This window comes from Pedobacter lusitanus, from assembly GCF_040026395.1.
Taxonomy (GTDB): Bacteria; Bacteroidota; Bacteroidia; order Sphingobacteriales; family Sphingobacteriaceae; genus Pedobacter; species Pedobacter lusitanus.
The window spans coordinates 813308-825546 of sequence record NZ_CP157278.1 but is presented as its reverse complement, the minus strand read 5'-3'; the positions used below and the strand labels follow the sequence as shown (position 1 = coordinate 825546).

Annotated in this window: 13 protein-coding genes and 1 riboswitch; of the genes, 8 read left to right on the top strand and 5 right to left on the bottom strand. The window is 38.8% G+C overall.

Annotated features, from left to right (window positions below; translation table 11 throughout):
• Positions 1 to 45 precede the first annotated feature (45 nt).
• Complete coding sequence (locus PL_RS03725; RefSeq protein WP_041887280.1) at positions 46 to 936, bottom strand: HD domain-containing protein; 891 nt, start codon at positions 934 to 936, stop codon at positions 46 to 48.
• A gap of 144 nt (positions 937 to 1080) precedes the next feature.
• On the opposite strand from PL_RS03725, the gene PL_RS03720 reads away from it, so the two are divergent.
• The 3 genes from PL_RS03720 (at position 1081) to PL_RS03710 (ending at position 2903) form a co-directional block, all read left to right on the top strand.
• Complete coding sequence (locus PL_RS03720; RefSeq protein ID WP_052496656.1) at positions 1081 to 1473, top strand: ribonuclease domain-containing protein; 393 nt, start codon at positions 1081 to 1083, stop codon at positions 1471 to 1473.
• An 84-nt stretch (positions 1474 to 1557) separates the two neighbouring features.
• Entirely contained in the window at positions 1558 to 2079 is a 522-nt protein-coding gene (locus PL_RS03715) for a helix-turn-helix domain-containing protein (protein WP_041886258.1), read from the top strand.
• A complete protein-coding gene (locus PL_RS03710; protein ID WP_200890807.1) occupies positions 2001 to 2903 on the top strand; it encodes an IS3 family transposase in 903 nt (300 codons plus the stop codon). Before PL_RS03715 ends, PL_RS03710 begins: the two co-directional genes overlap by 79 nt.
• A 72-nt stretch (positions 2904 to 2975) precedes the next feature.
• Here PL_RS03710 and PL_RS03705 read toward each other — a convergent pair whose 3' ends face one another.
• The 4 genes from PL_RS03705 to PL_RS03690 form a co-directional block, all read right to left on the bottom strand.
• On the bottom strand, positions 2976 to 4217 hold the full coding sequence (locus PL_RS03705) for a homoserine dehydrogenase (protein WP_041886069.1): 1242 nt from the start codon (positions 4215 to 4217) through the stop codon (positions 2976 to 2978).
• The gene (locus PL_RS03700) at positions 4218 to 5276 is read right to left on the bottom strand and encodes a homoserine O-acetyltransferase family protein (protein WP_041886073.1); all 1059 of its coding nucleotides are present in this window, start codon (positions 5274 to 5276) and stop codon (positions 4218 to 4220) included.
• A gap of 33 nt (positions 5277 to 5309) precedes the next feature.
• A complete protein-coding gene (locus PL_RS03695) occupies positions 5310 to 6620 on the bottom strand; it encodes an O-acetylhomoserine aminocarboxypropyltransferase/cysteine synthase family protein (protein WP_041886075.1) in 1311 nt (436 codons plus the stop codon).
• A 252-nt stretch (positions 6621 to 6872) separates the two neighbouring features.
• A riboswitch (SAM riboswitch) is annotated at positions 6873 to 6985 on the bottom strand.
• A 164-nt stretch (positions 6986 to 7149) separates the two neighbouring features.
• Entirely contained in the window at positions 7150 to 8256 is a 1107-nt protein-coding gene (locus tag PL_RS03690; RefSeq protein WP_041886076.1) for a trans-sulfuration enzyme family protein, read from the bottom strand.
• A 64-nt stretch (positions 8257 to 8320) separates the two neighbouring features.
• On the opposite strand from PL_RS03690, the gene PL_RS03685 reads away from it, so the two are divergent.
• From PL_RS03685 to PL_RS03665, 5 genes are all read left to right on the top strand, one after another.
• Positions 8321 to 8800 carry a lipocalin family protein gene (locus PL_RS03685; protein ID WP_041886077.1) on the top strand — a complete coding sequence of 160 codons (480 nt, stop codon included), beginning with the start codon at positions 8321 to 8323 and terminating at the stop codon, positions 8798 to 8800.
• Between the two features lie 163 nt (positions 8801 to 8963).
• Positions 8964 to 9476, top strand: a complete 513-nt coding sequence (idi, locus tag PL_RS03680) for an isopentenyl-diphosphate Delta-isomerase (RefSeq protein ID WP_041886080.1) — start codon at positions 8964 to 8966, stop codon at positions 9474 to 9476.
• Between the two features lie 129 nt (positions 9477 to 9605).
• Positions 9606 to 10799, top strand: coding sequence for an aminofutalosine synthase MqnE (gene mqnE / locus PL_RS03675; protein WP_041886083.1), 1194 nt, complete (start codon positions 9606 to 9608; stop codon positions 10797 to 10799).
• The gene (locus PL_RS03670) at positions 10799 to 11413 is read left to right on the top strand and encodes a histidine phosphatase family protein (protein ID WP_041886085.1); all 615 of its coding nucleotides are present in this window, start codon (positions 10799 to 10801) and stop codon (positions 11411 to 11413) included. The genes mqnE and PL_RS03670 overlap by 1 nt, the downstream gene beginning before the upstream one ends.
• A 2-nt stretch (positions 11414 to 11415) precedes the next feature.
• Positions 11416 to 12141, top strand: coding sequence for a menaquinone biosynthetic enzyme MqnA/MqnD family protein (locus tag PL_RS03665; RefSeq protein WP_041886086.1), 726 nt, complete (start codon positions 11416 to 11418; stop codon positions 12139 to 12141).
• The last annotated feature ends 98 nt before the right edge of the window (positions 12142 to 12239 follow it).

The following is a 12239-nucleotide window of genomic DNA, read 5'->3' as shown; positions in this document are numbered from 1 at the left end:
AAAATAATAATGAAAAAGGGCATCCGGTTTAAGGATGCCCTTTTTTTATGCACTGTTTTTTACCTGACTCAGTCTGAAATACTGCCCGTCAATATATAACTCAGGATCTATCTCTCTGTGTTTTAGTTTGAAATTAGCTGCATCGTAATGCGCTATACCGTCTAAAGCCCGGATAGCTGCTATGCTTCGTTTTCCAAAGCTATCAGCTTCAATTAATGCTAATAAATTCTTGTCATCTTTTTCAAAATCAGTTTTGGTAATTACTTTTTCTGCCAATAGGTGTCTGAGGATCTCTGTTAGTTTCTCATTGGCATAAACATGTTCTTTTTTACCAAAATACTCCTGATTCAAAATCTGATATTTTTCCTGAATCCAGAGGGCCTTTTCAACCGAAGTCATCATGATTCTACCATTATGAATTATCAGCGTTGCGATAAAATGCTGAACATCATCCATGCTGATAAAACCAGCGTAAAATAAATCTCTGATTGCATAATCAATCCGGTCCGCGCAAAGATTGGGAAGAGGCTGTTCCAGGATTTGAAAATCCTTTCCCAATAAATCCGTTAGCGTGTATCCATGTCTTTTTAAGATGTCAGGAATCTCTGATCTGCTTAAAATACTTTGATAAATTCCTTCGTGGTAATCTTCTTCCTGATTTTCAAAAATATAGTCTATCACATGAGAGAATGCAGTATGTGAAATATCATGAAGTAATCCTGCTACCTGCTCGATTTCCGTTCCACCTAACATTTTAATCAATATCAGAACCCCAACAGAATGCTCATATCTCGTTAACGTTAACGCTGGGTTAACCAGAAATATTCCACCTCCCTGATGAATATTTTTCAATCTTTCCACAGGCTTACTGTTGATGAGCTCTTTTATAAGCAGCGAAACACTAAACTCACCATATAAACTATCTTCTATAATCATAATCATTACAATTTACGCAAATAATCTTTGCACGCCGGCTATGTTTTGTTACTATAAACAATTTATTAAGTTTTGCTAAATCCATAAATCTTCAAATAAATCCACTGATATTTAAGTTATCTATTCATTAATAAACAAAAAACTATGAAACACATTAAAATTTTATTAGCCCTGTTAACATTCACGATCCTGTTTTCGTCTTTTACAAAGGACAGCACTATTCCTGCATTTGTAAACACGCTGAACGAAACAACAGTGAACACTGCTACAGCTAAACAAGCAGTTGCAATAGTTCCGCAAAAAGCCTACACAGTGGCTGATTACGTAGCTAAAAATGGAAGAGCTCCACAAGGATATGTTGGTGGAACAGTTTTCCAGAACCGTGAAGGCCTGTTGCCTTCAGGAGTGACTTACAAAGAATATGACGTAAATCCTAAAGTAAGTGGTCAGAACAGGGGAGCTGAACGAATTGTAATCAGCAGCGATGGCCGTCGTTATTACACCGGTGATCATTACGCAAGCTTTACTGAATTCTAAAACGAGAATATTTTTAACAAAAAAAGCGGCCTTTTATGAAGTGAACCCCAAAAGTTGGACAAAAACTTTTGGGGTTTATCATTTATGGCAAAACACACATTTGAGGAGAAGCTCGATATAGTTTCTCAAGTGATAAAAGGGACACCGATTCTTTGGATATCCCGAGAACGGCGTATTGATGATGACATGATATTGGAATGGGTTCGGAAATATAACCTCCATGGAGAAAGTGGGCTACGCAAGCAAGCCAATATCAAGTCTACTTCTGGTTTCAAAGAAGAAGTTGTAAGGCTCATTATAGAAAAAGGTGTACCTTTAAGACAGGTTGTTCTGGAACGTAAAGTAAGTAGAAGTGCCTTAGAGAGCTGGGTAAGATTAGTACGAGGTGAAGGCTACGCAGTACTATACAAACAAAAGCCCCGTGGACGACCACCTAAAGGCATGGGAAAATCAAAGAAACTTGGACCTGAAACAGAACTAGAGAAGCTCCAGGCGGAGAATGCCCGCTTGCGAGCAGAGAACGCGCTATTAAAAAAAGTCAAGGCCTTAGTACAGGAAAGAGAAGCCCGCGAACGTATGAGTGGGCAAAAGCCATCGAAGAACTAAGGCCGGAACATGATATTGCAATTCTATTGGATTGTAAACAGATGGCTCGTTCGGTATTTTATTATCATCATAAGCGGCTGAATGCTGATGATAAGTACAAGCATGAAAAAGAAGAGATCGCAAGTATATACCACCTGCATAAAGGCAGATATGGTTATCGGCGAGTCACCGCCGAAATGAAGAACCGGGGTTATAACATAAATCATAAGACTGTGCAAAAATTGATGGGAACATTAGGCTTAAAATGCACTATCAGGAAAGCAAGTTATCGATCATACAAAGGCGAGGTTGGCAAAATTGCCCCTAATGAACTTGAAAGGGATTTTGAAGCAAGTTTGCCTAATCAGAAATGGGCTACGGATGTCACCCAGATGAACATTAAAGGGGAGAAGATTTACCTGTCTCCTATAATTGACATGTTCAATGGGGAAATCATTTCCTATAGTATTTCAAAAAGTCCAAATATGCAGATGATAGAAGAAATGTTATACGAGGCTTTTGATAAAGTGAAAGATACAAAGGGACTTATTTTTCATTCTGACCAAGGCTGGCAATATCAACATTACGGATATAGAAAGGCTCTGGAAAAAAATGGAATTATTCAAAGCATGTCCAGAAAAGGAAATTGCTTAGATAACGCCTTGGCCGAAAGCTTTTTTGGTATTATGAAGACAGAATTGCTGTACAGAGAGAGCTTTGAAACTACAGAAGAATTTATCACTTCTTTAAAAGAATACATTCATTACTACAACAATAAAAGAATAAAAAACAGGTTAAATGGAAAGAGCCCGGTGGAATACCGAGCTCTCGTACAAAAAACTTAATTTTGAATCTGTCCAACTTTTTGGGGTCACACCATTAATTTAAAAGGCCGCTTTTTTGTTAAAACGAATAGATTAATTAAATAAAACCTCTTCTCCGGCTATAACTTCAATCTGTTTATCCGTATACGTAAATCTTCCTGTATGTGCTACAAAAACATCCTTCTGCACCAGTAAATCTTTATTAGCCAGCAGAGATTTCAGACTTACACTTCCAATCACATACTTGAAATCATTTCTTGAAAATCTTTCTACTATATTCTCAATTTTTAATTTCTCAACTGTATACTCATGAGTATATCTCAGATAAATTTCAATATTTACATTATCAGTATGGATCAGGCCATTTTTCTGATGATACTTTTTATACTCATATCTGTAACCGTATCTTAAAGCTGCGATATCCGATAATACTGCGGCACCCGTAGGGTGGCCACCGGCACCTTTTCCAAAAAAGAATTGCTTATCTGCAAAAGCAGCCTGAACTGTAACCCCATTATATTCATTCTCTACATTAAATAAGAAATCATCAGACTTTACAAATTTAGGCAATACATAAGTGACTACCTGTTTGGTGCTGATTTTACGAGCAGTAGGTACTAGTTTAATCTTGTAATTTTTTTCTCTTGCATACTGAATATCCTGTTCAGATAAATTCTGAATACCGATGTTTAAAATCTTATCAGGATCAATGAACAAGCCATAGGCATGAGCGGTTGCAATAGCCAGTTTGAATTTGGGATCATAGCCACCAACATCCATAATCGGGTCAGTTTCTGCGAATCCGAGATCCTGTGCCTGTTTCAGTGCAATTTCGTAAGGAATATTCTCATTAAATATTTTTGACAAAATATAGTTAGATGAACCATTGAAGATACCACTTATGCCATGCAGTAATTCGTTGTCATAATATTCTTCCAGGTTTCTGATGATCGGGATACTCCCGCATACAGCACCTTCATAAAGTAAAGACGTACCATAAGTAGCCTGCAGCTCCACCAACTCTTCCAGGTGATTGGCAATCATTTTCTTATTGGCAGAAACCACATGCTTTCCGCTGATTAAAGCTTTTTTTGCAATTGCAAATGCTGCGTCTGCATCATCTATTAATTCTACGATCGTATTGATCTCCGGATTGTTCAGTATTTCATCATGATTGGTAGTGAAAAGACCAGCGTCCAGACTACGTTTCTTATCCGGATTCTTGATGGCTATTTTAATAATCTCCAGGTTTAAATCCTGTCCGCGGATGATGTCGTGCAGTCCCTGTCCCACAACTCCAAAACCGAATATTCCAATTTTAAGTTTCTTGCTCATTTATGCTGTTTTATGCAGTTTAACAATTTTTTTGTTTGTACTTTCCTTCAGAAAGTTGCCTATTATATTAGTAAGTATATCTGTTTCGATTAAGAAACCATCATGACCATAAGCTGAATTAATACTATGGAATTCAGCATCAGGGATATGTTTTCCAAGGAATTCCTGTTCCACTAAAGGAAAAAGAAAGTCATTCTCAATACCGATAACCAGTGTATTGGATTTGATAGAGTTTAAAGCGTCAACAACACTTTTTCTGCCCCGGCCTACATTATGACTGTCCATTGCCTTGCTTAAATACCAGTAGCTATAGGCATTATATCTTTTGCAAAGTTTCTCTCCCTGGTAATTCTGATAAGAAGAAGCACGGAATCCATCAGTTTTCTCATTCACGCTTTCCAGTTGAGTAGCATTATAAGCTTCGTAAGTACGATAAGAAAGCAGAGCGATACTTCTCGCTGCTTTCAGTCCTTTGATACCACCATCAGGTTTTTGTGCGTAAAAAGTACGATCGGTAGTAATCGCCAGACGCTGACTTTCATTGAAAGCAATCCCCCATGGTGAATGAAAAGCATTTGTAGCAACCAGAATCAGGTTTTCAATTTTACTACCATCTGTTATAGCCCACTCAGCAGCTTGCTGGCCACCTAATGATCCACCAATCAGTACTTTGATTTTTTTAATTTCCAGATGTGCTGCAAGCAGCTGATGTCCATGAACCAGATCTCTGATAGTGAACTCAGGAAATGATAAATAATATGGATTTCCGGTTACCGGATTAATACTTAGCGGATTTGTGCCGCCATAATGAGAGCCGATAACGTTTGCGCAGATAATAAAATGTTCTTCCGGATTGAAGAGGTTCTTCTCTCCGAATAAACCTTTCCACCAGTCTAATACATCCGCATTTGCTGTTAAGGCATGACAAGCCCAGATTACATTATCCTTATTCGCATTTAGCTTACCAAAAGTCTGATAGCTGATTTGTAATCCACGCAGTTTCTTCCCGTTCTCCAGTTTAAATTGCTTTGCGTGGTTATATATATGTGTTGATGACATTATTCTTTTTTTCTATCTTTTTTAAGCTTATCTCTATTTTCCGGAGGACAATTTTTCAAATGCCTGCTCGAAGTCGGCTTTGATATCGTCGATATGTTCAATCCCTACAGATACTCTTAATAATTGCGGTGTAATACCTGCAGCTGCCTGTTCTTCATCACTCAATTGTTGATGCGTAGTGGCAGAAGGCTGTATAATTAATGTTTTGGCATCGCCGACGTTAGCCAGATGACTAACCAACTGAAGTTCATTTACAAATTGAATGGCCTGTTCTTTACCTCCGTGCAATTCGAAAGAAAGCACGGCGCCAAATCCGTTTTTAAGATACTTTTTTGCATGCTGATGATAAGGGCTGCTTTCCAGTCCCGGATAAGAAACCTTATTTACAGCCTCATGATTTTCAAGCCATGTGGCCAGTGCCAGCGCATTATCCACATGTCTTTGTACACGTAAGGATAAAGTTTCCAGGCCTTGTATCAGAAGAAAGGAGTTAAAAGGAGCGATGGCAGGACCAAAATCCCTTAAACCTTCTACTCTGGCGCGGATGATAAACTGTATATTTCCAAAGTCGCTTCCGATACCAAATACATCGTTGAATACCAAACCATGATAACCCTCAGAAGGGGAGGTAAACTGTTTGAATTTACCATTTCCCCAGTTATAGTTTCCACCATCGATTATTACTCCACCTATACTCGTTCCATGTCCTCCAATCCATTTAGTCGCAGACTGAACAACAATATGTGCACCATGCTCCAATGGTTTGAATAAATAACCGGCAGCACCAAATGTATTATCTACGATCAGGGGCAGATCATATTTTTGTGCAATTAAGGATAGTTTTTCAAAATCAGGAATACTGAATGATGGATTTCCGATACTTTCCAGGTAAATAGCTTTTGTGTTTTTATCAATTTTAGCTTCAAAATCCTGTGTATCATCACTATCTGCAAATCTTACTTCTATACCCAGGCGCTTGAAGGCTACTTTAAACTGATTATAACTACCGCCGTAAAGGTGAGGAGAAGAAACAAAGTTGTCACCCGCTTCCAGTATATTGTTTAAAGCGATAAACTGAGCTGCCTGTCCGGAGGCAACCGCCAGTCCCGCAACACCACCTTCCAGTGCAGCTACCCGTTTTTCGAAAACATCAGTTGTCGGGTTCATTAAGCGGGTATAAATATTACCGAATTCTTTTAAAGCAAAAAGATTTGCCCCGTGTTCGGCACTTTTGAATCCATAAGAAGTAGTTTGATAAATAGGTACAGCTCTTGAACCGGTAGTCGGGTCAATTTCCTGACCTGCATGAAGTTGTAGTGTTTCGAATCTATAATTGGCTGACATGATTGCGCTTGATTTAATTGATTAAAGGGATTGTTTACAGACAGATACGGGATTTATGGCGTACAAAATCCGTATAAGGGAGTGCATACCTCTGAAAAGAGGCCTTCCGGTTGAACTAAATTAATTTTACGTGGAAGATTGTTGTTTAGCCGATGCAACAACACATGCATGCATTAGTCTGCAGATGCTCAATTGTGTAAAAAACAGATTCGCCTGATTGCGATGGTTGGTATTTTGTTTTCATTTTGTCTTAATTTATCTTTCCAGAAAGCACTATGCTGACTGGTCAGGAATTGGCACCTTCTCCATTTGGGAGGGTTGCCAGTGGGTCACGGAGCCTGTCTCTCGCCACTTCTTTATAAATCAAACCCAGTTACCGGGTTGACTTGAATAGCTTGCGCTATATGGTACAAATGTAGTGATATTGTGATTACTTCCAAAATAATATTCTGAAAAATAATCAACAATCTGTATGTGAGTGACTTAAATTAAATATTGGAGGCTGTCTTTGAGCTTTAAATGACGTTTTTTAGCCTAAAGCCTGCTCTATATCAGCAATAATGTCATCAATATGTTCCAGTCCAACGGATATCCGAATTAAATTCTGTGGAGTTTTGGTGTCAGGACCTTCTACAGAGGCGCGGTGTTCAATTAAGCTCTCAACTCCGCCAAGGCTCGTTGCCTGGGCAAATAATCTGACCTGATTGACTACTTTTCTTGCATCTCCTTTAACCAGAATAGATAGCATACCGGCAAAACCGCTCATCTGTTTTGTGGCAATCTCATGTTGCGCATGCGAAGGCAGGCCGGGATAGTATACCGCTTCAATTTTTGGGTGAACAGAAAGATACTTTGCGAGTGCCATAGCGTTTTCAGCATGCCCCTTCATTCTGTATGGTAATGTTTTGATGCTTCTGAGTAAAAGAAAACAATCAAAAGGAGAGGGAACAGCACCTCCGATTTGCTGAATATTTCTGATTCTGCTCCATAATTCATCCTGAACAGCTGTGACTAAAATACCGCCCAGTACATCACTATGTCCGCCAATATATTTGGTTGAAGAATGCATGACTATATCTGCGCCCAGCAGAATAGGATTCTGGAAACAAGGTGAAGCAAAAGTGCTGTCACAAGCCAGGGTTAACTTATGTTTTTTAGCAATTGCAGAGACAACAGTTAAATCTGTAATTTTTAACAGTGGGTTTGAAGGTGTTTCAACCCATATCATTGCGGTATTACTTTTAATATGCTCCTCTATGAGGTCAGGTTGAGTAAGGTCAATAAAGTCTATAGTCAGAATACCTTCAAAAATTGACTGCAGTTGTTTTTTGAAACCCCAGTACATATCATCAGGTGCAATAATATGACTACCCGGAGGTAAGGCCTGAAAAACAGTCATTCCGGCTGTATTTCCAGAAGAAAATGCACAGGCATCTGTGCCTTTTTCCAGATCAGCCATAACTTTTTCGAGTGCAGAACGATTGGGATTGCTGACACGACTATACATATGTCCGCCAGGGTAGCCACCATTTTCATCTCTGAAAAATGTAGTGGAGAGGCTGATAGGTGGTGTTACGTCCCCTGTGGTACTGTGGGTTAGGTTTCCGGCATGTATGGCAATCGTTTCGGTCTGCATAGAATTTTAATTTTCGGGTAATTTTTGGCAGGATTTATGTAAGCTGTTTTCGAAAATACAAGATATGAAAAGAATATTAGTTATAGCAGCCATTTTATGTAGTTCATTGATGGTTTTACAAAGTTGTAATACACCTAAGGGTGCTATGAAAAGAGGAAATGTGTCTGGAAACTGGGTATTAAATGACATCACTTTTGATGGCGTACCAGCAATGAATGTGAAATCTCTCTTTAATGAAGCTTCTTACAAATGTTTTATCGGTAGTACATGGAAATTAACAAATAGTGGAAATGGAACATATTTGCTTCCGGGAACTGCAGATTGTCCTACCAGAACACAAAGTATTTTTTGGTCAGTAAGTACTGCAGACCAGACTTTTCAATTCAAAAAATTATATGAGGGAGATAAAGCGAAGAATGTAACTGAAGGCTACAGACTGATTCTTTCTCAGGCAACAGGAGATAATCTGGTACTAAAATCGCCTGTGGATTATGGAAAAAATCCTGCTTACATTATATTGAATTTCACCAAAGCAATGAAATAGATTTTACATCAAACCAACACCATCCAGGCTGCCTCTGATTAAAAGAGGCAGCTTTTTTTATGTCAAAAAAATCGTGCTGTTGCTTCTTTTTAATTTTTATCTTTGACACCGGAACTTCAGATGCTGGATTTAAAGCTGAATCAGCCTTGCTGAAATAAAGAATATGACAGAATATGTGTCGCTGGTTGACAGGCAGGATAATGAAACAGGTATTATGGAGAAGATGGCTGCACATCAGCAGGGTTTACTCCATCGTGCACTTTCCGTCTTTATTTTTAATGATCGAAAGGAATTTCTGCTTCAGAGACGTGCAGCTGCAAAATACCATTCTCCTTTATTGTGGACCAATGCCTGCTGTTCTCATCCCAGACCAGGAGAGGTGCTGATTGATGCAGCAAACCGGAGGTTAATGGAAGAAATGAATATGACCAGTGATTTATCGCATCAGTTTAGTTTTATCTACAAGGCCGAATTTGAGAATGGATTAACAGAGCATGAACTGGATCATGTCTTTTTTGGCAGAGCGAACCTGTCTCCGGTCCCGGATCCTGATGAAGTCTCTGACTGGAAGTATCTTAGTCTGGCAGCTGTTGAAAAAGATATAGCTCTGCATCCAGATCAGTATACAGCCTGGTTTAAGCTGATACTACCCAAAGTTAAAGCTATACTTTATTAGCAGGCAGCTCTAAAAGGCCTTTGTAAGCACCCCATAAGCTTACCTTTTACACAAAACTGACAGCCTTAAATTATTGTTACGCCTTGTTATGTTGATTTTATCTTACTTTTGGTCTATAATTAATCAAAGATGGATACGACTGCAAAGCTTACTTTTTTATTGAACGATGATGATTTATCTCAGGAACTGAGAGCAATAGCGTTGAAAGTTCAGCAAAAAGAAAGAATCACTTTCGATGAAGGTGTTTACTTATATGAACATGCCGAACTGGGCTTTCTTGGTGTATTAGCAAATTATATAAGAGAAGAGAAGCATGGCGATAAAACATATTTCAACCGCAATTTTCATATCGAGCCTACCAATGTTTGTATTTATACCTGTAATTTCTGTTCTTATTCCCGTCTGATCAAAAATAAGGAAGACGGTTGGGAGATGAGTGTTGACGGTATGATGGATATCCTGAAAAAATACGACAATGAACCGGTAACAGAAGTGCATGTGACGGGAGGAGTAGTGCCCAAACAAAATCTTGAATTCTATGCTGACTTTTTCAAAAGAGTAAAAGCACATCGTCCAGGATTACATATTAAAGCACTGACACCGGTAGAGTGTTATTATATTTTCAAGAAGGCTAAGCTGGGTCATTATGACGGATTGAAATATTTCAAAGAAGCAGGGCTGGACTCTATGCCAGGCGGTGGGGCAGAAATTTTCCATCCGGAGGTAAGAGAAAAAATTGCGAATGATAAATGTACTGCCGAACAATGGCTTGATATTCATGAACAGGCACATAAGCTGGGTTTAAAAACCAATGCGACCATGTTATATGGACATATTGAAGAGTTTAAACACAGAGTTGATCACATGGAGCGTTTACGTCAGCTGCAGGATAAAACAGGAGGTTTCCAGGCATTTATTCCACTTAAATTCAGAAATCAGAATAACCAGATGGAAAATGTTCCTGAAGTTTCTGTCATTGAAGATTTAAGAAACTATGCTGTGGCACGTATTTATCTTGATAATTTTGATCATATTAAAGCCTACTGGGCAATGATCAGCCGTCAGACTGCACAGCTTTCCTTAAATTTTGGTGTGGATGATATAGACGGTACGCTTGATGATACTACTAAAATTTATTCTATGGCAGGTGCTGAAGAGCAAACGCCAGGAATGAGTACCCGTGAATTAGCCAATCTGATTAAACAGGTTAACCGCAAGCCTATAGAAAGAGATACATTTTATAATGTAGTTACAGATTATACAGATTTTGTTTTTGAAGAAGAGGCTAAACCTCAGTTTTATAAGCTCCCGGTAATTAATTAATGGATAAAGAGATATATATCATCCGTCATGGTGAGACGGATCTGAATAAACAGGGAATTATACAGGGCAGAGGGATAGACAGTGAACTGAATGACACTGGAAGAGCTCAGGCCGCTGCATTCTATCAATTATATAAAGACTTACCTTTTGATAAGGTTTATACATCAGTTCTTCAAAGAACCCAGCAAACAGTACAGCAGTTTATTGATGCCGGAATTCCATGGGAAAGACATCCGGAACTGGATGAGCTTGCCTGGGGTGAATTTGAAGGTAAACATACCAGTGAAGTCGTAATCGGAGCTTTTAAGGATATTACTGAAAAGTGGCAGGCAGGTGATTACGATGCTCATTTTACCGGAGGTGAAAGTCCGGCAGATGTGGCAATAAGACTCAAAGAGATCGTTGAAGTGATTAAAAGCAGAACTGCTGAGAAACTGATACTGATCTGCATGCACGGGCGCTCGTTGCGCTTACTCATGTGTCTGCTGACCGGCAAACCATTATCTGCCATGTACGATTTTCCACATCAGAATACAGGTCTTTACAGGCTTGATCTGACGGGTGATACTTTTACAGTAATCGCTCAGAACAATACCGACCATTTAAACGCATAACATTGAATAAGATCAGAATTTCTGCTGTTGCCTATACCAATACCAAACCTTTTATTTACGGAATCAATCATTCTGCAGTAAGCAACCGAATAGATTTAAGTTTAGATATTCCTTCTGATTGTGCTGCCAAGTTAATTGACGGTACAGTTGATATCGGTCTGATTCCCGTTGCGGCAATCCCGCACGTCCCTCATGCAAATATTATCTCTGACTATTGTATTGGCTCGGTAGGAGCAGTCAATTCTGTATTTATTTTCAGTAATGTCCCGGTAAACGAAATTAAGACACTGCGTTTAGACAGTCATTCCAGAACTTCGAATAACCTGGCCCGTGTTTTATTGAAATTTCACTTTAAGCAGGAAGTAAGCTTTACTACAGATCCTGATGCCATTACAGATGCCATTGTTTTAATAGGCGACAGAACTTTTGGTAAAAAAGACGATTATACTTTTGCTTATGATATGGGAGAAGAGTGGATGAATTTTACCGGGCTTCCTTTTGTGTATGCTGCATGGGTAGCAAATAAAGCTGTTCCGCAGGACTTTATAGCTGAGTTTAATGCGGCCCTGAAAATGGGGTTGGCAGCAAGAAAAGAATTGCTGAAAACACTGCCGGTAAATCCTGTTTTTGATCTGGATGATTATCTGATGCACAAGCTTGATTTTGAACTAACTGACAAAAAAAGAGAGGCTTTATCACTGTTTCTATCCTATATAGAACAGTTGTAGCTCGTATTAGAGGTGAGTTTTACTCCTTATTTTTTCAAAAAAAAACCTAAAGCTAATCCTTAGATAGTATATTTACATTTTTGTAACGTAACATATAT

Coding starts and splice junctions, on each gene's coding strand:
- PL_RS03725 (WP_041887280.1), bottom strand. CDS start 936: ATGATTATAGAAGATAGTTTATATGGTGAGTTTAGTGTTTCGCTGCTT.
- PL_RS03720 (WP_052496656.1), top strand. CDS start 1,081: ATGAAACACATTAAAATTTTATTAGCCCTGTTAACATTCACGATCCTG.
- PL_RS03715 (WP_041886258.1), top strand. CDS start 1,558: ATGGCAAAACACACATTTGAGGAGAAGCTCGATATAGTTTCTCAAGTG.
- PL_RS03705 (WP_041886069.1), bottom strand. CDS start 4,217: ATGAGCAAGAAACTTAAAATTGGAATATTCGGTTTTGGAGTTGTGGGA.
- PL_RS03700 (WP_041886073.1), bottom strand. CDS start 5,276: ATGTCATCAACACATATATATAACCACGCAAAGCAATTTAAACTGGAG.
- PL_RS03695 (WP_041886075.1), bottom strand. CDS start 6,620: ATGTCAGCCAATTATAGATTCGAAACACTACAACTTCATGCAGGTCAG.
- PL_RS03690 (WP_041886076.1), bottom strand. CDS start 8,256: ATGCAGACCGAAACGATTGCCATACATGCCGGAAACCTAACCCACAGT.
- PL_RS03685 (WP_041886077.1), top strand. CDS start 8,321: ATGAAAAGAATATTAGTTATAGCAGCCATTTTATGTAGTTCATTGATG.
- idi (WP_041886080.1), top strand. CDS start 8,964: ATGACAGAATATGTGTCGCTGGTTGACAGGCAGGATAATGAAACAGGT.
- mqnE (WP_041886083.1), top strand. CDS start 9,606: ATGGATACGACTGCAAAGCTTACTTTTTTATTGAACGATGATGATTTA.
- PL_RS03670 (WP_041886085.1), top strand. CDS start 10,799: ATGGATAAAGAGATATATATCATCCGTCATGGTGAGACGGATCTGAAT.